Annotated in this window: 17 protein-coding genes; all 17 read right to left on the reverse strand. The window is 64.8% G+C overall.

The window, feature by feature from the left end:
- Positions 1–88: 88 nt before the first annotated feature.
- Entirely contained in the window at positions 89–2,341 is a 2,253-nt protein-coding gene (locus tag H6A15_RS01315; protein WP_204671636.1) for a polyribonucleotide nucleotidyltransferase, read from the reverse strand.
- 135 nt (positions 2,342–2,476) lie between these two features.
- Positions 2,477–2,755 (reverse strand): 30S ribosomal protein S15, encoded by a 279-nt coding sequence (rpsO, locus tag H6A15_RS01320; protein ID WP_204671637.1) that lies wholly within the window; start codon positions 2,753–2,755, stop codon positions 2,477–2,479.
- A gap of 170 nt (positions 2,756–2,925) precedes the next feature.
- On the reverse strand, positions 2,926–3,684 hold the full coding sequence (recO, locus tag H6A15_RS01325) for a DNA repair protein RecO (RefSeq protein WP_204671638.1): 759 nt from the start codon (positions 3,682–3,684) through the stop codon (positions 2,926–2,928).
- Positions 3,685–3,775: 91 nt separating this feature from the next.
- A complete protein-coding gene (gene era, locus H6A15_RS01330; RefSeq protein ID WP_428840690.1) occupies positions 3,776–4,786 on the reverse strand; it encodes a GTPase Era in 1,011 nt (336 codons plus the stop codon).
- Positions 4,787–4,866: 80 nt separating this feature from the next.
- Positions 4,867–5,244, reverse strand: a complete 378-nt coding sequence (locus H6A15_RS01335; protein ID WP_204671639.1) for a diacylglycerol kinase family protein — start codon at positions 5,242–5,244, stop codon at positions 4,867–4,869.
- A gap of 12 nt (positions 5,245–5,256) precedes the next feature.
- On the reverse strand, positions 5,257–5,766 hold the full coding sequence (ybeY, locus tag H6A15_RS01340; RefSeq protein ID WP_204671642.1) for an rRNA maturation RNase YbeY: 510 nt from the start codon (positions 5,764–5,766) through the stop codon (positions 5,257–5,259).
- The gene (locus H6A15_RS01345; protein WP_204671644.1) at positions 5,747–6,763 is read right to left on the reverse strand and encodes a PhoH family protein; all 1,017 of its coding nucleotides are present in this window, start codon (positions 6,761–6,763) and stop codon (positions 5,747–5,749) included. The genes ybeY and H6A15_RS01345 overlap by 20 nt, the downstream gene beginning before the upstream one ends.
- A gap of 14 nt (positions 6,764–6,777) precedes the next feature.
- Positions 6,778–8,058 (reverse strand): MiaB/RimO family radical SAM methylthiotransferase, encoded by a 1,281-nt coding sequence (locus H6A15_RS01350; protein WP_204671652.1) that lies wholly within the window; start codon positions 8,056–8,058, stop codon positions 6,778–6,780.
- Between the two features lie 9 nt (positions 8,059–8,067).
- Positions 8,068–9,213: a molecular chaperone DnaJ gene (gene dnaJ / locus H6A15_RS01355; protein ID WP_204671654.1), complete on the reverse strand. Its 1,146-nt coding sequence runs from the start codon at positions 9,211–9,213 to the stop codon at positions 8,068–8,070.
- Between the two features lie 176 nt (positions 9,214–9,389).
- Positions 9,390–10,508 carry a DnaJ domain-containing protein gene (locus H6A15_RS01360; RefSeq protein WP_204671893.1) on the reverse strand — a complete coding sequence of 373 codons (1,119 nt, stop codon included), beginning with the start codon at positions 10,506–10,508 and terminating at the stop codon, positions 9,390–9,392.
- 150 nt (positions 10,509–10,658) lie between these two features.
- Positions 10,659–11,897: a radical SAM family heme chaperone HemW gene (gene hemW, locus H6A15_RS01365; protein ID WP_204671896.1), complete on the reverse strand. Its 1,239-nt coding sequence runs from the start codon at positions 11,895–11,897 to the stop codon at positions 10,659–10,661.
- A gap of 47 nt (positions 11,898–11,944) precedes the next feature.
- On the reverse strand, positions 11,945–12,946 hold the full coding sequence (dusB, locus tag H6A15_RS01370; RefSeq protein ID WP_204671656.1) for a tRNA dihydrouridine synthase DusB: 1,002 nt from the start codon (positions 12,944–12,946) through the stop codon (positions 11,945–11,947).
- 86 nt (positions 12,947–13,032) lie between these two features.
- A complete protein-coding gene (gene lepA / locus H6A15_RS01375; protein ID WP_204671658.1) occupies positions 13,033–14,841 on the reverse strand; it encodes a translation elongation factor 4 in 1,809 nt (602 codons plus the stop codon).
- A gap of 100 nt (positions 14,842–14,941) precedes the next feature.
- On the reverse strand, positions 14,942–15,205 hold the full coding sequence (gene rpsT / locus H6A15_RS01380) for a 30S ribosomal protein S20 (RefSeq protein WP_204671660.1): 264 nt from the start codon (positions 15,203–15,205) through the stop codon (positions 14,942–14,944).
- Positions 15,206–15,365: 160 nt separating this feature from the next.
- Positions 15,366–16,340: a DNA polymerase III subunit delta gene (gene holA, locus H6A15_RS01385; RefSeq protein ID WP_239462238.1), complete on the reverse strand. Its 975-nt coding sequence runs from the start codon at positions 16,338–16,340 to the stop codon at positions 15,366–15,368.
- 27 nt (positions 16,341–16,367) lie between these two features.
- Positions 16,368–18,659, reverse strand: a complete 2,292-nt coding sequence (locus H6A15_RS01390; protein ID WP_204671662.1) for a DNA internalization-related competence protein ComEC/Rec2 — start codon at positions 18,657–18,659, stop codon at positions 16,368–16,370.
- Positions 18,660–18,745: 86 nt separating this feature from the next.
- A complete protein-coding gene (locus H6A15_RS01395) occupies positions 18,746–19,492 on the reverse strand; it encodes a ComEA family DNA-binding protein (RefSeq protein WP_204671664.1) in 747 nt (248 codons plus the stop codon).
- Positions 19,493–19,690 lie beyond the last annotated feature (198 nt).

Here is a 19,690-nt window from a genome sequence, read left to right on the forward strand (position 1 = left end):
GGCGCAAGGCCTTGGGTCAGCAACACAAACGGGGCGGGTCGCGTGATGAGCGACCCGCCCCGGCTACAGGCTGAGATGCGCCATGAACCTACTCGGCATCATGATGGCGGCGCGGCTTGCGCCCGCCGTTGTCACCCGGACGACGCGGACGATCGTCACGCGTGCGCGGACGGCCGTGCCCGCGGTCGGAGCGGTCGCGCGACTCACGGCGCGGGCGGGACTCGCCCTCGCCCGCGGAGGATGCGGGCGCCTCGGGCTTGTCGAGGCGATCGAGCGAGATCTTGCCGCGGTCATCGACCTCGATGACAACGACCTTCACCTCGTCGCCCACGTTGAGCACGTCTTCGACCTTCTCGACGCGGCCCTTGGCGACACGGCTGATGTGGAGCAGGCCGTCCTTGCCGGGAGTGAGCGAGATGAAGGCGCCGAAGGGCTGGATGGAGACGACGCGGCCGGTGTACTCCTCGCCCACCTCGGGCTCCTTGATGATGAGCTGGATGCGCTCGATGGCCTGCTCGACAGACTCGCCGACGCCGCCGACGAAGACCGTGCCGTCTTCCTGGATGTCAACCGACGCGCCGGTCTCGTCCTGGATGCCGCGGATGGTCTCGCCGCCCTTTCCGATGATCTCGCGGATCTTCTCGGTCGGAACGGTGATGGACTTGATGCGCGGAGCGGTCGGGCGGGTCTCCTCACGGGGGCCGGAGATGACATCGAGCATCTTGCCGAGGATGAACGCGCGGCCTTCCTTCGCCTGCTGAAGCGCGGCGCGCAGGATATCGAACGTGAGGCCGGTGGCCTTGTTGTCCATCTGAAGGGCCGTGATGCCACGCTCGGTGCCGGTCACCTTGAAGTCCATGTCGCCGAGGAAGTCCTCGATGCCCTGGATGTCAGAGAGGACGACGGTTTTGCCCTCCTCCTGGATGAGGCCCATGGCGATGCCGGACACGGGGCGCTTGAGCGGCACGCCGCCGTCCATGAGCGCCAGGCAGCTCGCGCAGGTGGAAGCCATCGAAGAGGATCCGTTGGACTCCATCACCTCGGAAACCACGCGGATGGCGTAGGGGAACTCGTTCTCGTCGGGAAGAACGGGAAGCAGGGCGCGCTCCGCCAGGTTGCCGTGACCGATCTCGCGGCGCTTCGGAGAACCGATGCGCCCGACCTCGCCGGTGCAGAAGGGCGGGAAGTTGTACTGATGCATATAGCGCTTGCCCTCGACGGGCTCGATGGTGTCGAGACGCTGGCCCTCGTTGAGCATGCCGAGCGAAAGCACCGACAGCACCTGGGTCTGGCCGCGCTGGAAGAGGCCCGAGCCGTGCACGAGGGGTAGATAGCTGTCCTTCACCATGATGGGACGGATCTCGTCGGCGCGACGGCCGTCGACGCGCTCGCCGGTCTCGACGACCATGGTGCGCATGGCCTTCTTCTCAAGCTTCTTGAGGTTCACCGGAATCTCGCGCTCCCAAGCGAGCTGCTCCTCCTCGGTGAACTCGGCGCGGATCTCATCCTTCAGGGCCTCGACCTTAGCGATGCGGCTCTGCTTGTCGGCGTCGGAGAGGGCGGCGGCCATCTCGTCGTAGTGGGCAAAGACGCGCTCCTCGACCTCGGGAACGGGAACGTCGAGGGGGTACTCCTTGGCCTCGATCGGGCCGTTGACGCGCTCCCACTCCTCGACGAACGCAAGCTGGGCGTCGCAGAAGGCGCCGATGGCCTCCTGGCCAAACTGCATCGCTGCAAGCATGTCGTCCTCGGTGACCTCGTCGGCACCGGCTTCGACCATGGAGATGAAGTCGCGGGTACCGGCAAGCTCAAGGTCCAGGTCGGAGTTCTCGCGCTCCTCATAGGTGGGGTTTACGATGAACTCGCCCGTCTCCTTGTTGCGACCGATGCGCACGCAGGCAAGCGGGCCCTCGAACGGCACGCCGCCAAGGGTGAGGGCGAGCGATGCGCCCATGGTGCAGATGACATCGATGGGGTTCACCTGGTCGGCGACGAGCGAGGTGGCGACGATCTGCACCTCGTTGCGGAAGCCGTCGGGGAAGCTCGGGCGGATGGGGCGGTCGATCATGCGGGCGGTCAGCGTGGCCTTTTCCGTAGGACGGCCCTCACGCTTGAGGTAGCCCCCGGGGATGCGGCCCGCGGCGTAGAGCTTCTCGTTAAAGTCCACGGTCAGCGGGAAGAAGTCGTAGTTCTTCCGCTCCTTGGACACCACGACGGTGACGAGCGCCGTCGTGTCGCCCTGCTTGACCAGCACCGCGCCGGTCGCCTGCTTGGCGAGCTCGCCCGACTCGAGGACGTAGGTCTTGCCATACAGTTCGAAAGTCTTGGATACGAGTGACATCTTTCTCCTTCATCTCCGTGCGGCCCTTCCGCACGGGCTCCTCTAGGTCTGAATCGGATGTTCAGACCGTGTAGGGCCGCGATTGCGGCCCCCACATGAAAAGGAGCCCCCGAAGAGGCTCCCTTATGCGCAACGTTACTGGATGTTGTCGCGGATGCCGAGCTTCGCGATGAGCTCACGGTACTCGAGGATGTCGTTCTTCTTGATGTAGGAAAGAAGACGACGGCGACGACCGACGAGCATGAGCAGGCCGCGGCGCGTGTGGAAGTCCTTCTGGTGGGACTTCATGTGCTCGGTGAGCTCACGGATGCGCTCGGTCAGGATGGCGACCTGAACCTTGGGGTTGCCGGTGTCCTGGGGGGTGTTGCCGAACTCAGCGGTGAGCTCAGCCTTGCGCTCCTTGGAAACAGTCATGGTTTCACCTTTCTTCCGGGCAGGCCTGGCCTGCTCCATTCGCCCCAAACTGGGAAGCCGCCGGTGCAGCGAGCATCCAAGTGCGGGGTAACCAACAGGCACGAATGATACCACAGCTTGCCCGCTTCACCAGAACTGCATGCCAGGGCTCGCCCCAAACAAAAGAATCCTCAGCAGCCCAGCAGGAACTCGAAGGCGCGAAGGCGGCAGTCGAGGTGGGTGGCCGCCCACACGTGCGACAGCGCCAGCAAAAAGGTCGCAGTGCCGGCATCCACGGAGTCGGCTGCGAGCTCGTCGAATCGACGCGACATGAGCGCGCGAAGCCATAGGACCACGCTCGAGCCGACAGGCTCCGCCCCCGGGACCGAAGAGGCGCACGACGAGCACAGCAGGCCTCCGGAGGCGGCGGAGAAGTGGGACGTGGCCTCGTCGCCGCAGGCGACGCATGAGGAAAGCTCGGGCCAATAGCCTTCGTGCGACAGGAGCTTGAACACATATGCCGCGACGATCAGGTCGAGATGGGCCCCGTCGAGCACGCCGCACGCTCCGCCGAGCACGGCAAGCGCCCTCTCGGTGATGGGATAGACGAAGGCGTCTTGCGCGTCCTCGAAGCTGCACGAACGGGCCACTTCGACGACGACGGCGGCAGAGCTCAGAAGCTCGAAGGAAGGTGCCGGACCGAGCGGCGCCGCGACGAGGTTCGCCTCGGCTATGACATCGAGCGAGCGGCCGTGGGCGAGCAGCACGTCAACCGAGCAGCCGATCTCGCAACGGGCGGCGAGCCTGCTGCCAGGCTTGCGAGCACCCTTCCCCACCGCCCTGACCTGCCTTCCCGACCGGTCGAGAAGCGTGAAGATGAGGTCGGTCTCGCGAAGCTTCGTTTTCCCGAGCACCAGCGCCTGGGTGCGATAGGTCCTGCTTCCCGCCACGATACCCCCCCGCTTGTCGAAACACGCCCCGTGAGGCGCCGGCCCCCTGAAGGGCGACGCAGCCATCATGTCGAAGACGCGTCAGCCCGCCCTAGTCGTCCGCGGCGTAGCCCATACGATGGATTTCGCGCACGTCGCTACGCCAACCCGGGCTCACCTTGACCTCAAGGTCCAAAAACACCTGGCGGCCGAACACCCGCTCGAGGTCGCGGCGGGCGTCGGTGCCGATATGCTTGACCATGCTGCCCCCGCGACCGATGATGATGCCTTTCTGACCATCCCTCTCGACCAAGATGGTCGCATGGATCGCCAGCACGCGGCCGCCCTTCTTGGACTCGATGGAGTCGCATACCACGCCGACCGCATGGGGGACCTCCTGCTCGGTGCGCATGAGGACCTTCTCGCGGACAAATTCGGCGACGAGCATCTCGTCGCTCTCGTCGGTGGTCATCCCCTCCGGGAACCACCGCGGACCCTCCGGCAGATAGCTTGCAACAAGATCGCAGAAGCCGTCCACGTTGAAGCCGTCCGTCGAAGACACGACGATCTCGTCGTCGAAATCCATGAGGCGGCGCGCCTCCTCGAGCTGCCGCGAGACCGCGTCCGGACGGGCAAGGTCGAGCTTGGTGAGCACGAGGACCTTCTTTGCACGGCTCTTCTTCACGCGCTCTGCCACCCAGGCGTCTCCGCGTCCCACCGGCTTCGTCGCATCGATGAGCATCGCGATGACATCGACGTCGTCGAGCTCCATGAGCGCGCTGCGGTTGAGCTCGCCCCCGAGGGAGTCTTGGGGCTTATGCAGGCCGGGCGTGTCGACAAACACGATCTGGCAGCCCTCCCGATTGAGCACGCCGCGCATGCGCCGGCGCGTGGTCTGGGCAACCGGGGAGGTGATGGCCACCTTTTCGCCGAGGCAGGCGTTGAGCAGGGTCGACTTGCCCGCATTGGGCCTTCCGACAAGCGCCACGAATCCGCTGCGGAAGCCCTCTGGCTCATTCCCCTTGAGAGGCGCCGCGCCCGCGCCGCCCTCCTCTGACTCGATGAAGGCGTCGAGCTCGTCGTCGGTCATGCCCTCAAAGGGGTCGAATGCTGTCATGTCCATTGAAAACTCCTTTGGCACAAACGGATAGGTTGAACCGCAGCAGACGGCTCATCGACGGGTTCGCGTCGGACGAGAGGCCGCTACACAAGGCCCAGCGCGCGTGCAAAGACGATGATGCCGACGATGGCCGCCGTGATGGAGAGGGTATAGACGCTCGCCGCCGCAATGTCCTTCGCCCGCTTAGCCAAGGGCTGAAACTCCTGCGTGGCGAGGTCCACGACGGCCTCGATGGCGGTGTTCACAAGCTCTGCGAACAGCACCAAGCCGACGCAGAGCGCCACGAGGCACCAGCTGAGCAAGTCGATCTGCAGCGCGATGCCGCAGATGACGGCGCACACGCCCATCGCGAGCATGACCTTGATGTTGCGCTCGGTCTTGACGGCCGTCACGAATCCTTCGATCGCGTAGCCAAACGAGCGGATGAAGGAGGGGTGGTCCTTGTTCGATCCGGGAATCATCGCTGTCTCCGATCAGTCGGCGACGTGGCGCGTCGTAGGCCCGATGCGCACGGTGTCGGGATCGTCTCCGCGACGGATCGCGAGCTCGCGCAAAATCGCCTCTTCGCGGCCCTCCATGAGCACCGCCTCGTCTTCCGCGATATGGTCGTAGCCCAAAAGATGCAGCAGGCCGTGGACGAGCATGAGGCGGCACTCCTCGACCGGGGTCTGCCCGAACTCCGAAGCCTGGCCCGCAATGACATCCGGGGCAAGCATGACGTCCCCGAGCTCCACCGTCTCGTCGGCCGGCAGCCCCTCGTCGAAGGGAGAGTCGCATTCGAACGAGAGCACGTCGGTGGGGGCGTCGATGTGACGCCACTCGGCATTGAGCGCGCGCATCTCATCGACGTCGACGAAGGAGACCGACACCTCGCACGGCCGCTCGACGCCTTCAAGCGCGAGCGTCACCTCGACGACCTGCGCCACCTCGTCCTCTTGCAGCAGCGCGTCCACGCCGGCATCGTTACTGATGAGCACGCCCACCTGAGGCCCCCTTTCCTGCTTTCGGCCGGCGCCTGTCAGAGGCGCCGATACGCTCCTCAAAGGCATCATACGCCTCGACGATGCGCCCCACGAGCGCATGGCGCACCACATCGGTGCGGTCGAGGTGGATGAACGCGACGTCCTCGACGCCGGCCAGAATCTCCTCGATATCGGTGAGGCCGCCCCGGCGCCCCATGAGGTCGCGCTGGGTGGTATCGCCCGTGACGATGAATTTGGAATTGAAGCCCAGGCGCGTGAGGAACATCTTCATCTGCTCGGGCGTCGTGTTCTGCGCCTCGTCGAGCACCACGAAGGCGTCGTTCAAGGTGCGGCCGCGCATGTAGGCGAGCGGGGCGATCTCGATGATTCCCTGCTCGACGAGCTCCCCGCCGCGCTCCATATCGGTCATGTCGAAAAGCGCGTCGAACAGCGGGCGGACATACGGGTCGATCTTTTCCTGAAGGGTGCCTGGCAAAAATCCGAGGTTCTCGCCCGCCTCCACCACAGGGCGCGTCAGCACGATGCGGCCGACCTCATGTCGCTTGAGGGCGGCCACGGCCATCGCCATGGCGAGATAGGTCTTACCGGTGCCCGCAGGCCCCATGCAGAACGTGACGGTATTCGAGCGAATGGCATCGATGTAGCGCTTCTGGCCCGCGGTCTTGGGGCGAATGGCCTTTCCGCGATACGTGAGCAGGATGTCGTCGCGAAACCCCGTGGAGCCCAAGGCCCCCTCTCGAAGCGAGGCCATCATGCGCACGACATCGTCTTCGGCGACATGGCGCCCGTGGGAGGCCTCGCGAATGACGTAGGAGAACAGCTTGGTAAGTATCTCGACCTCGTCGGGAGTTCCCGTCAAGGTGATGGTGCCCCCGCGAACGACCACGTCGCCGGTGGTGCGCCGCTCGATTGCACGAAGCAGCGCGTCTCCCCCGCCGGTGATGCCCACGGGGTCGACGCCGTCGGGAATGCTCAGCCGAACCTTCGCCGTGTCCATCGATCTCCTTATCCTCAGCAGCCGCGATCGCGGGCCATTCGGCACACGAGCACGCCGGAATCGTCTATACCCATGATATCAGCCCACACGATCGCCGGGGCGGCGTCGAAGGGGGCGTCCGCCACCGCCGCTCGATGGAATGACCCGGTGGTGCCCATGCGCCCGCTCTCGAGCACCACTCGCTCCCTGCGTCCGACGCGCAGGCGCTTGTCGGCGAGGGCGAGCCTCGAAGAGAGGTCGCGCATGATGCGGGACCGCTCCGCCATGACCTCGGGAGCGACCTGGTCGGGCATGGCCGCCGCCGGGGTGCCGGGGCGTGCGCTGTAGCGGAACACATGCATGCGTGAAAACCCGACGTTCTCGCACAGCGCCCGAGACGCCTCGAACTCCTCGTCGGTCTCGCCCGGAAAGCCTACGATCACGTCGCAGGAGAGCGACGCATGCGGCAGATAGTCGCGGATGCGCCTCGCAAGGCCGGAAAAGTCCTCCGCCGTATAGGGGCGCGCCATGCGCCTGAGCGTATCTGTGCAGCCGGACTGAACGGGGAGATGCAAAAACGGTGCGACTCGATCGGCGTGCTCTGCCATCGTGGCAAGCAGCCGGTCGGAAACGTCCATGGGCTCGATCGACGAAAGGCGCACCTGGGGGATCGCCGTGGATGCCAGGACGATCTCGAGCAGCTCGTCGATCTCGACGTGCTCGTCCCCCGAACGCATGCCATCGTAGGCACCGAGGTTGACTCCGGTAAGCACCACCTCGGGAACGCCCGCCTCCTCTGCCGCCCGCACCTGGGCAAGCACGGCGTCGACGGGAACGGAACGCTCCGGCCCGCGGGCCTTCCACACGATGCAGTAGGTGCAGCGGTTGTTGCAGCCGTCCTGGACCTTCACGCCCAGGCGGGCATGCCCCAGCACCTCCCCGACATCGACGGGCTCGACGTCATCATCATGCTCATAGCCCAGAAGCGAGCAGACGCGCTCGACCACTCGGACCTTCGAGGGCTCGACAGAGACCCGGTCCGAAAGGTCGCGCAGCATCTCGGGATGAAGGCTCGCAGCACAGCCCGTGGCGACCACATACGGCTCGCGCGGGCGCGCCAAGGCGTGCCGTACCGCCTTGCGGGTCTTTGCCTCCGCCTCGCCTGTGACGGCGCAGGTGTTGATAACGATGAGGTCCGCCTCGTCAGGGTCGACAAGGGTAAAACCAGCCTGGGTAAGTTCGCAGGTCAAGCGGTCAGACTCCACGCGATTCACGCGGCAGCCCAGATTGACCACAGAGACAAACGGATTTGCCACGTCGCCGTCCTAGTCCAAAATGTCATCGATGGCGTCGCGGATGCGGTCGCCTACGGTCTTGCGCTCATGGGTATAGGCATCGCCCTGGACGTCTGCAAAACGCTCCAGAAGGTCGCGCGCCTCGCCGGAAAGCTTGGTCGGGATCGTGACGCGCACCTGGGCGACCGCACGCCCGCGCGCAGACGAGCCCGTGTGCGGCATGCCCATGCCCTCGACCGCGACCGTGTCGCCGAACTGGGTGCCGGAAGGAATGGCGAACGTGATGACTTCGTCCGGAAGGATGCCGTCGACCTCGACGGTGCAGCCGAGCGCCGCCTGCGCCATGGAGACCTCGACCTCGCAGTAGAGGTCGTCGCCCGAGCGGCGGAAGCGCTCGTGAGGAGCCACCTGGACGTTTACGATGAGGTCGCCCGACGGAGCCCCGCGATAGCCCGCCTCGCCATAGCCGGTGACGCGCAGCTGGCGGCCGGAAGAGATGCCGGCAGGGATCTTGATGTCGAGACGCTCGTGGTTGGGGGTGCGTCCCTGTCCGCCGCACATGTCGCACGGATGGTCGATGACGGTGCCCTCCCCGTTGCAGTCCGGGCACGGAGAAGAGGACTGCACCTGGCCGAAGATGGAGCGCTGGACGGTCGTCACGAAGCCGGTGCCGTGGCAGCGGGGGCAGGGCTGCTCCTTCGCCCCATCGGGCATGCCGGTGCCGTGGCAGTCCTCGCAAGGCGCGAGGCGGTCGTAGCTGATGGTCTTCGTGCAGCCCTGGGCGGCTTCTTCGAGCGAGATGGTCATGGAGATGGACATGTCGCGACCCTGGCGCCGCAGCTGGCGGCCTCGCGCTCCCGTGGCGGCACCGCCGCCGAAGAACGAGGAGAAGATGTCGTCGAAGCCCGATCCTCCGAAAATGTCGCTAAAGTCGACATAGCCCGAGCCCATCGGGCCGTCAGCGGTGCCGAAGCGGTCGTAGTTTGCCCGCTTCTGCTCGTCCGATAAGACGGAATATGCCTCGTTGAGCTCCTTGAACTTCTCCTCTGCATCGGGGTCGTCGGAGACATCCGGGTGCACCTGGCGCGCCTTCTTCAGAAATGCGCGCTTGATTGTACGCTGGTCGGCATCGTGGTCGACGCCCAGCACCTCGTAGTAGTCTCTCTTGTCCGACACCGTTTTGACCTTCCCCTGTTTCTTTCAGATTGAGCGCCGGCAGAGAACCGGCAGATTGAATGGTACCCCGCTGCTCGCGACGATAATCCTTGAGGCGGCAAGCGTGGCGACATTTCGCATGATAGCAATCAACCCTGGTGGGCGGCAGCAAGCCCTGGGCTAGAAGCGACCGCGCGCTATATCCAAAGATATGGTCGGTAGAACATGCCGCTCGAGCAGCTTACGAACCACACGGCGATAAGCGCGTAGAGCAAGGCGTTGCCCGCACCCGAAAGCATGCGCGAAACCCCGCGCTTCCACCACAGGCCCGATCGATGGAGCACGTCGTCTTTCAGGACCAGGTAGAGCCCTGCCACAAACGGAACGAGGCACACGAGCGCAAAGAGCGAGACCACACCGCTTACCGCCGAGAGCAGCAGGAACGGGATCACGAAGCCCACGATGTAGAAGCCCTTATAGGCGCTCCCCTCGAGACGCTCTGCCGCCACATGGGCGCGGCCCACGAGGTCTCCTGAAGACGCGCCGTTGGTGCCGGCATGGCCCATGCCCTTGATGCGCACCGTCTCGCCGTCGTGAACACCAGCGGGGAACTCGATGACAGCCTCCGACATGACCTGCCGGCGCCCGGAGCCGCCGCAGTCGGGACAGGGGTCTGCCACGACCTTGCCGCTGCCGTTGCATTCGGGACACACCATCTGGAACATCCCGCCGCCGAAAAGGAACGACATGTCGACGCCGATGACGCCCGTACCGCCGCAGCTGGGGCATGTGTGGGCATGCTCGGAAGATACCGAGCCGGAGCCGCCGCAATGCGAGCAGGGCTCGTAACGACGGTATTTCACGCCCTTGCGTGCGCCCGCCTTGACCTGCTCGGGCGTGAGCTCGACGTCAACCACCACGTCGGCGCCCGCCTCGGGATTATAGGCTGAGCCGCCCTGGCGGCCACGCTGCGCCCAGCTGCCGCCAAACGGAGAGCCTGCAAACGGCGAGCCACCGAACGGCGAGCCATAGCCTCCATAGCCGGCGGCTCCCCCGCCGCCATAGGCAGAGGCCCCTCCTCCGGCAAACGGCGAGCCCGAGCGCATGGCGTCATAGCGCGCTCGCTTCTGCTCGTCGGACAGCACCGCGTACGCCTCCGAGACCTCTTTGAATTTTTCCTCGGCATCGGGGGCCTTGTTGACATCTGGATGGAGCTTGCGCGCCTTCTGCTGAAAGGCCTTCTGGATCTCCTTTTGAGACGCGTCTTTAGAAACGCCCAGAATGGCGTAGTAATCCTTCTCGTTCATGGTGGCCATGGGCCTGGGAACCTCCATACGGCGGCGGAACATGAATATTTCGGTATTGTACCGAACGACGACCTTCTCATTCACCCCGCATGAAAGTTTAAGGTGAAGTACACGGTAAGCTAACGGTCACAGAGCCGGTGCCTGCCGACGTCGGGGCAGCTATTCCTCCGCAAGATCCCAAAAGAGCTCGAAGAGCTCGTTGCCCAGCAGCCATCCGCGCCTCGTCGGCACAAGGCGCCCCTCCGCCCACGTCGCCAGGCCTCGCCTACACACCAGCTCCACGGCGCCTTCGACGCGCCTTCTTCCCAACACGGCGCACGCCCGGTCGACGAGGCGGCTGTCCACGCCCGCCGTCATGCGCATGCCGAGCATGAGGTCCTCCGCCACCGCCTCGCGCTCAGTCAAGACCTCCGCCTCGAACAGCCGGCCCTCGTCGTCTCGCTGGACCAGGCGAACGCGGTCGCGTGCAGACACGCAGCCGCCTGCAAGCTCATCCCCATCTGCGGTGACGACCCGCCCGAAGAGGCTCCTGAGCCGAAGGTAGTCCGCACCGGTCATCATGCCCGCGGCGGAGCGCCCGAGCCCCAGATAGCCGACGCCGGTCCAATAGGCGATGTTGTGTCGGCAGGCATGGCCGTCGGCGGCATAGCTCGCCACCTCGTAGGGCAGAAGGCCCTCCGCAACAAGACGTTCGCGGGCCCGCTGCATGCACCAGCCTTCGAAGTCCTCGTCGGGAAGGTCGATCGCACCGGCTGCGACCTTGCGAGAGAACGCCGTCCCCTCCTCGATCGTCAAGGGATAGACCGAGACGTGTCGGACGCCGAGCGCCATCGCCTCGTCAAGCGAGCGGGACCATGACGCCTCCGTCTGGAGAGGGATGCCGCACATGAGGTCGATCGACACCTCGAGGCCCGCCTCATGGGCGATGCGGACCGCATTTTGCGCCGCCTCGGCGGAATGCAGCCGCCCCAACGCCCGAAGCTCGGCATCGTCAAAGCTCTGAACGCCAAACGAGACGCGGGTCGCTCCCGCGTCTCGTATCGATTCGGCGAGGCCCGAAGAAAACGACTCGGGATTGGCTTCGCAGGTGAACTCGGCCACATGAGGGGCCCCGCGCCGCACGGCCGCCACCAGTCCGGCCAAAAGCCCTCCGAGCACGCTCGGGGTGCCGCCGCCGATGTACGCCGTCTGGCAGCAATCGAGGGCATGGGCGCCGGAGGCAGCCTCGATCTGTGCCTCCACCGCGCGAACATACGCCTCGAAGGCGGCGCGGTCGCGGCACGCGCGGGAGTCAAAGTCGCAGTAATAGCACTTGGATGCACAAAAGGGGACGTGCACATAGAGCGCCCGGATATCGCATGGGGCGCATTCGCCGCGCGCGACGCCATGCGCCTCCATCACGCCGCCCCCCGCCTTGTTCTGACAAAACCGCCGGTCACGCGAGATCAACCCTCACAGGTATCCACGTTTGCCAAGACGTCGGCTTCGATCTCGTCGACGAGCGCCATGAATTCCTCGTAGGTCGTGCACCGCACCACGCGCCCGCGCCATGCGGCAGCATGAGGCATGCCCTTCAGATACCACGTGGCGAACGTGCGGGCGCGTGCCATGAGGGGAAGGTGCTCGTGGACGAGCGTCAGGTGCTCGCGAAGCGCGGCCAAGCGCTCCTCAGCCCCATGGACGGGGGGCTCGACGCCGTCGCGGGCAAGCGCGAGCGCATCTTTGAAGACCCATGGGTTGCCATAGCTTCCGCGTGCGACGAATACGGCGGAAGCGGCGGTCTCGCGAAGCATGCGCACGGCATCAAAGGCGCAGAAAACGTCTCCGGAGCCGACCACGGGCACCGAGACGGCGCGGGCGACCTCGTCGATGACCGTCCAATCGGCCTTGCCCGTATACAGCTGCTTGGCGGTTCGCCCGTGTACCGCCACGGCCGCCGCGCCCGCCGCTTCCAGACGTCGGGCAAACTCGGACGCGACGCGGTCGCCCGCATGAAACGCGGTGCGCATCTTGACCGTTACAGGAACCTTCGCATGCGACACGGCGGCCCGCACGATCCGCTCCGCCTGCTCAGGCGCCTCCATCAAGGCGCATCCCTCGCCTTTTGTGATCACTTTGCGCGCGGGACAAGCCATGTTGATATCGATGAGCGTCAGCCGCTCCCCGACTCGCTCCTGCACCGCCTCTACGGCGGAGGCGAACTGCTCGGGCTTGCTGCCAAAGAGCTGCACGCATATCTGCGGCTCATCAGCCGCCGCCTCCACGAGGCGCCAGGTCTTATCGTTTGCATAGGCAAGCCCCGCCACGCTCACCATTTCGGAGAACGCGAGCTTGGCGCCTCGCCGGCGGCACATGATGCGGTAGGCGGCGTCGGTTACGCCCGCCATCGGGGCGAGCAGGAACGGCTGCTCGGCATAGCGATCGAGAAGATCGTCGGAAAACGACATCGAACTCCCCCCAGTGGGGCGCCCGGCAGACTCGGGCGCCCCGGCGTGAAAATAGGTCAATAAACGGCGTCGCGCGTTGGCCGAAACTAGTCCTCGACCTTGAGAATGGCCAAGAAGGCCTCTTGCGGCACCTCCACCGAGCCGATGGCCTTCATGCGCTTTTTGCCTTCCTTCTGCTTTTCGAGAAGCTTGCGCTTGCGCGAGATGTCGCCGCCATAGCACTTGGCAAGCACGTCTTTGCGACGCGCCTTCACCGTGGAGCGCGCGATGATCTTGTTGCCGATAGCGCCCTGGATGGGCACCTCGAAGAGCTGGCGCGGGATGATCTCCTTCAACTTGTCGCACAGCCCTCGAGCAAGGGAGTAGGCCTTGTCCTTATGGACGATGAAGGAGAGCGCGTCCACCTCGTCGCCCGAAAGCAGGATGTCGAGTTTCACCAGGTCGGAAGGACGGTAGTCCGCAAACTCATAGTCAAGCGATGCATAGCCCTTCGTACGGCTCTTGAGCTGATCGAAGAAGTCGAGGATGAGCTCGGCGAGCGGCATGTCGAAATGCATCTCCACCGATTTTTGCGACAGGTGAACCATGTCGCTCATGACCGCGCGGTGTTCGATGGCGAGCTGCATGACGGCGCCGGTGTACTCGGGAGGCACGATGATCTTGGCGTTGAGATAGGGCTCCTCGATATGGTCGATGCGCGTGACGTCCGGGAGGTCCTGCGGGCTGCGCACGTCGATCATGGTCCCATCGGTCTTATACACGTGGTAGTCGACGCTGGGACTTGTCGCGATAAGGTCGAGGTCGAACTCGCGCTCGAGGCGCTCCTTGACGACCTCCATGTGCAGCAGGCCCAAAAAGCCCACGCGGAAGCCGAAGCCGAGCGCGACGGAGGTCTCGGGGCTCCAGGTAAGCGAGGGGTCGTTTACATGCAGCTTCTCGAGGGCGTCGCGCAGGTTCTCATAGTCCTTGTTATCGATGGGAAAGATACCGGTGTACACCATGGGCTTCGCCTCGCGATAGCCCGGAAGCGGCTCGGGGCACGAGCGGTCACGGTAGGTCAGGGTGTCGCCGACGCGAACTGCCTCGGGGTCCTTGAGGCCCGTGACGACAAAGCCGACCTCGCCGACCGTGAGGGCCTCCACCATGGTCTCGGCAGGACGTTTCACGCCCACGCCATCGACCAAAAAGTCAGCCCCCGCCTGCATCATGCGGAGCTGGTCGCCCTTGCGAATAGAGCCGTCGAAGACGCGTACCGTCGCGACGACGCCTCGATACTCGTCAAAGTAGGAGTCGAGGATGAGGGCCTTCAGGGGCGCATTCGGGTCACCTTGCGGCGGAGAGATGAGAAAGACGATGGCTTCAAGCAGGTCATGGATGCCCTCGCCGGTCTTGCCCGACACGCACACGGCATCGTCGGCGGGGACGGCGAGCTCGTCCTCGATCTCGACCTTGACCTCTTCGGGATGCGCGCTCGGAAGGTCGATCTTGTTGATGACGGGAACGATGTCGAGATCCGCGTTCATCGCCAGCGAGGCGTTAGAGACCGTCTGCGCCTCGACTCCCTGCGTCGCGTCGACCACGAGCACCGCGCCCTCGCATGCGGCAAGCGAGCGCGACACCTCGTAGGTGAAGTCGACGTGCCCAGGTGTGTCGATGAGGTTGAACTGATAAGTCTCGCCATCGTCGGCGGTATACATGACGCGCACGGCGTTCGACTTGATGGTGATGCCGCGCTCGCGCTCGATGTCCATGGTGTCGAGCAGCTGCGACGTCATGTCGCGCTCCTCCACCGTATGGGTGAGCTCGAGAATGCGGTCTGAAATGGTGGACTTTCCATGGTCGATATGGGCGACGATGGAGAAGTTCCTGATGTGGGAGATGTCTTGCGTATTCATGTCGCCAATCTTATCAAACAAAAAGGCCCCGCCAGAGCAGGGCCTCGAACACTCACGATGGGGTGCAGGCAAAAGCCGTCACGCTAATGCGAAGAACGTCCTAGTTGAGGCCCTTCACGATGCGGGCGACACCGGACTTGCGGTTCGCGGCCTGGTTCTTGTGGATGATGCCCTTGGCAGCAGCCTGGTCAAGGCGCTTGTAGGCACGGGCAGCGGCGGTCTTGGCGGCCTCGGCGTTGCCCTCCTCAACTGCAGCCTGGACGTTCTTGATGAGCGTCTTGAGCTCGGAACGCACCGCGCGGTTGCGGATGCGGGCCTTCTCATTGGTGCGGATACGCTTCTTCTGAGACTTGATGTTTGCCACTTCTGGTGATCCTTTCGAGTTATTCTACCAGCTTCACTATCCGGCCTCTGAGACACGGTTGAGGTCACAAGTGGCGAGTATAGCATGTTTCAGCAGGTGAGAGAAGTGGTGATGATGTGAAATTGCAGGATGTGCCCGAACTCCGCCCGCGCCGTCAGCGCTATCGCGACACGATGTCGATCACCCACGCTGCAAGGGCCGTCTCGGAATCGCGCGAGCCCTTGAGGGCGGACTCGACCTCGACGGCGCGGCGGAGGTCGTCGACGAGCTCGTCTGAGGAGAAGCGACGCGCCCATCCCAGGTGGTTTTTGACCAGCCATGTTTGAACGCCCAGGTGGGCGGCAAGGTCTCTCCCCTGCCCGCGCGCGTCGAGCGCCTTGGCATACATGAGCTCGCGCAGCCGAGAGCAGATGAGCGAATAGGTTCGAATCTCGCTGCGAGGCGGGAGCAGCCGGAGCAGCTCAAGGGTGCGCGGCAGGTCCCGGGCGCTCATCGCATCGAGGAAGTCCCACGGCTTCACCTCTGCCGTGCGCACAACCAGCCGCTCCACGTCGTCGCGCCCGATCTCGGGCGCATCCACCATCTGAGAGAGGCGCCTGAGCTCGTTGTCGAGCATGCGCGTGTTCTCTCCGACACGAGAGACGAGCTCCTCCGCCGCCGAAGACGAAATGGCCTTGCCATACCTCCGGACCATGCTCTGGACCTGCTTGGGGACCTCCCAGCGCTTCTTCGAGGCGCAGTCGATGACCGCCTTGGGGCCGACCTTCTGCACGGCCTTATACAGGCGGGTGCTCTTGGCGAGCGAGGTGGCGACCACGAGGCAGACCGTGGTCGGCGCCGGGTCTGCGAGATAGGTCACAAGCATCTCGCTCATGGGCTTTGCAAGCTTGTCGCAACCCTTGAGGATCACGAGGCGAAAATCCGAACCCATGGGAAAGGTGTTGAGGGACGAGAGGACGTCGTCGGGCTCTTGGTCCCGTTGCATATCCCGCTCGTCCAGGTTGAAATCGGCCATCCCCGAAGCCTCGAGACGAGCTTTGAGACGTGCGATCGCGGTGTCTCGCTTCACCTCGTCGGCGCCAACGATAAGGTATGCGGGAAGAAGCGCTGCCTCGGCCACGGCGCCTCCGTTCATGCTCGGTGACAGGTAACTGGGCCCATTCTACCCTTCGGTGCGCGCCGTGCCTAAGACGAACCCGCCTTCTTCGGGAGCGAGGCTGACATCTCCCGCATCGGCGGTGCAGACAAAGCGGACCCCCGCATCGGCCAGCGTCTCCACGGTCGACGCCGCGGGATGCCCGTACGGGTTGTCCCTGCCGGCGCTCGCGACCCCCACCTGAGGATCGAGCAAATCCAAAAGCTCTTCGTCGACCGACGCCGCAGACCCGTGATGCCCCAGCTTGAGCACATCGACATGGCCGAGCATATCCGCCGCCACAAGCTCGTCCGCCTCGGCGTCGCCGGTGAGCAGGACGCCGAAGCCATCTTCGCCATAGCGCACAGACAGCACGAGCGAGTCCTCGTTCTCCTCGCCAGAGACCGGACCCTCGGGCAGCACGACCGTGGCCTCAAACCCCCCGACAGAAAGCCGGTCGCCAGCCTCCAGCTCGATGGGAACAACCGATCGCTCCTCGAGCTCGGGAGGTATGCCCCGGGAGGCGCCGCGGGCCACATAGACCGCCCCCACCGGCATGAGGTCCAAAACACGAGGCAGGCCTCCCCAGTGATCCAGGTCCCAGTGCGTTATGAGCACGGCATCGATTCCAAACACGCCGTTGCGAATCAGGGCGGACGCCGTCGCCTCGTCGACCCCCGCGTCGACAAGCAGCGTAGACGGCCCGTCTCGAACGAGGATGGCGTCTCCTTGGCCTACATCGAGCACGGTCACCGCAGGCGGGGCGAACCACGTCCAGCGCGCCGCATGGCACGCGGCGACAAGGAGGGCCGACGACCCAAAGGCTGCCATGGCCCGCCTTGTAGGGCATCGCCATGCGAGGTAAACGGCAGCGGCAGCCAGGTAGGCGACAACTTGGCCCTTAGAACCGACGTCCACCGGCAGCGAGGCGAAGGGGATTGCCGATAGCGCCTCTGCGATGAATATCGAAAGCCGGGACAGGGCGATGGCCGGCAGAAGCACCACCTGGGAGACGCCGACGGGGGCAAGCAGCATGGCGACGCCCACCGCCGGAAGGCCTAACACCAACAACGCACTCATCGGCGGGCCAAGCAGCAGGTTCGCGATCGGCGCGATGAGCGACGCCTCGCCAAAGATGGGCAGCGTGAGCGGAAGGGTCGCCCATTGCGCACAGAGCGTGAGGGAGAGCGCCGACGCGAGCATCTCGGGAGCTCCGAGCCGCTCCAGCACAAACGATAGATATCCGCCCATGAGCAGGATGAACAGGACGCTTGCCGCCGACAGCTGAAAACCCAGATCAAACACTATCCCCGGCCAAATCATCGCCAGCGCCACGATGGAGAGCATGAGGCCCGACAGCCCGTGCGGTCGCCGTCCGGCAAGTCCAGATCCCAAAGACGCCCCGACCATGACCAAAGACCTGAGAGCAGAGGCCGCCCCTCCTGTAAAGACGACGTAGCCAGCCATGATCATAAGAAGCACCGCCGAGCAGGCACGCCTCGACCAGCCCGTCTTTCCCAGGATCGCTCCGACGAGCGCCGAGACAAGGGCGAGATGGCTGCCTGAAACCGCCACGAGATGTGTGGTACCGGTCTGCGAGAACGCCTCTGACGCATCGGTCTTGTTGAGCTCCGTCGTCCTGCCGCACACTATCCCTGCAATCAGGGCGCGCGCGTCCGATGCCGCCGGGTCGATGGCCTTTAGCGCTGCATCTCGCATGATCGACACGGGGCTCCGAACCTCTGGCATCTTGTTCGACAGGATGCGCACGGCCCGCACCGTCGCGACCTCCCCCGCCATATACGACCTCATGCCCCACGCGTCCCGAGCGAGCTCCTCTCGCCTACCAATCAGTTGAAGCTCGCTGCCGTCTTCAAATGCCCCGTCCGACGAAAGCCGCACCTTTGCGACGAGACCACCATCCGAATCGAGAACGCGGGCAGAGGCGAGTGCCCCATAGGAACTCAGCGAAGCGTCCCCCTCGATGACAAAGGTAAATGAACCTGGCGAGACGCCCTGCAGCGATTTCCAGGCCAGCTGACGCGCCCAGATGGACCCCTGCGCGCAGACGGCGACGATCGCGATGCAGGGACCAGCCCAGACCAACCAGCGAGAAAGCAGCCGTGCCCCTGGAAGATGCCGTAACCGGACGCCCATGGCGACTCCCACAGCGAGCACGCCCGCTCCGAGCACCGCCATCAGTGCCGCCAGCGGCTCTGCGCCCCCGCCCGTCACAGACACAGCCGCCCCGACAGAGCCTGCCTCTCGCGAAGAGCAGAACGACTCCCATCCCGCCTGCATGACGACGCAAGAGCTCAAAAGCGCTCCAACGGCGCCTCCCGTCGAAGGGGGCAGATACGGGCGGGGAGGCAGGCTGCGGTCGGCACGACTCCTGCGTCTTCCCCCTATACGCATATCGCGTCTTTCAGATTCTCGAATTTCTTCTCGCCGATACCCGATACGCGCATGATGTCTTCGGTGGAGGCAAAGGGCCCGTTCTCCTCCCGGTCTTTGATGATCGCCTCGGCGGTCGCCGGACCCACGCCCGGCAAGGCATCGAGGGCGGAGGCGTCCGCGGTATTGATGTTCACCAGGCCGGAGCCGTCGGAGGCCGCGGATACGTCCTGCCCGAAGCTGGACCCGCTCCCCTCCGCAGCCGACGCCTCGCCCACGCGCGGCACATGAACCTTCTGGCCGTCGACCAACAGGGCAGCTCGATTGATGGCGGAAAGATCGGCATCCTCCGCATAACCTCCAGCCGCCAGAACGGCGTCGTCTACCCGCGAACCTGCAGGAAGCCGGGCCACCGTCGGCGCCACGACAGCGCCCGTGACGTCGACGACGACCTCCTGGATCTCCGACCCATCCGATAACTGCCCGTCGCCCCGACTCGATTCCGGCTCAGCTTCAGACGGCGCGTCGTCTACGGCCTCCTCAGATGAGGTGCTGCGGGAACGATCCGGCTCCAAATCGCTCGCGTCGTCGCGCGAGATATACACCTCGCCGCCTCCGACAGCGACTCCCCCTACAAGCGCGATGGCACAAGCAACCATCAGGCAGATCACGCCTAAGAGCAAGCCGGGCCGCTGCCGCACGACATGGATGAATCGCCGAGAGGGCTTTGGCCCCTGGCTCCAATCGATCTGCGCCATAGAAGATCACCCCCATATCCATGTTGGCATGGACATGGGGGTGCGAAACCAACCGTGTGGCACATCGGAAGCGCGACCTTACAGAGGCCTCTCCCAAATCTTCCCTTCTCCGATCGCTGCATCACGACGATGCTCGACAGGATGGGCTCGCGGCGCCGCCTCGGCCCCCGAGAGACACCGAGGGGGCAGCTCGACAAG

The sequence above is a fragment of the Enorma phocaeensis genome (assembly GCF_016901575.1).
Taxonomy (GTDB): domain Bacteria; phylum Actinomycetota; class Coriobacteriia; order Coriobacteriales; family Coriobacteriaceae; genus Limicola; species Limicola phocaeensis_A.

What these genes read in the sequence shown, in the direction of transcription:
- H6A15_RS01315 (WP_204671636.1), bottom strand. Translation starts at nt 2,341, where the DNA reads ATGTCACTCGTATCCAAGACTTTCGAACTGTATGGCAAGACCTACGTC.
- holA (WP_239462238.1), bottom strand. Translation starts at nt 16,340, where the DNA reads ATGAACGGAGGCGCCGTGGCCGAGGCAGCGCTTCTTCCCGCATACCTT.
- era (WP_428840690.1), bottom strand. Translation starts at nt 4,786, where the DNA reads ATGGACATGACAGCATTCGACCCCTTTGAGGGCATGACCGACGACGAG.
- lepA (WP_204671658.1), bottom strand. Translation starts at nt 14,841, where the DNA reads ATGAATACGCAAGACATCTCCCACATCAGGAACTTCTCCATCGTCGCC.
- H6A15_RS01395 (WP_204671664.1), bottom strand. Translation starts at nt 19,492, where the DNA reads ATGGCGCAGATCGATTGGAGCCAGGGGCCAAAGCCCTCTCGGCGATTC.
- H6A15_RS01345 (WP_204671644.1), bottom strand. Translation starts at nt 6,763, where the DNA reads ATGGACACGGCGAAGGTTCGGCTGAGCATTCCCGACGGCGTCGACCCC.
- dusB (WP_204671656.1), bottom strand. Translation starts at nt 12,946, where the DNA reads ATGTCGTTTTCCGACGATCTTCTCGATCGCTATGCCGAGCAGCCGTTC.
- H6A15_RS01360 (WP_204671893.1), bottom strand. Translation starts at nt 10,508, where the DNA reads ATGGCCACCATGAACGAGAAGGATTACTACGCCATTCTGGGCGTTTCT.
- rpsO (WP_204671637.1), bottom strand. Translation starts at nt 2,755, where the DNA reads ATGACTGTTTCCAAGGAGCGCAAGGCTGAGCTCACCGCTGAGTTCGGC.
- hemW (WP_204671896.1), bottom strand. Translation starts at nt 11,897, where the DNA reads ATGGAGGCGCATGGCGTCGCGCGCGGCGAATGCGCCCCATGCGATATC.
- H6A15_RS01335 (WP_204671639.1), bottom strand. Translation starts at nt 5,244, where the DNA reads ATGATTCCCGGATCGAACAAGGACCACCCCTCCTTCATCCGCTCGTTT.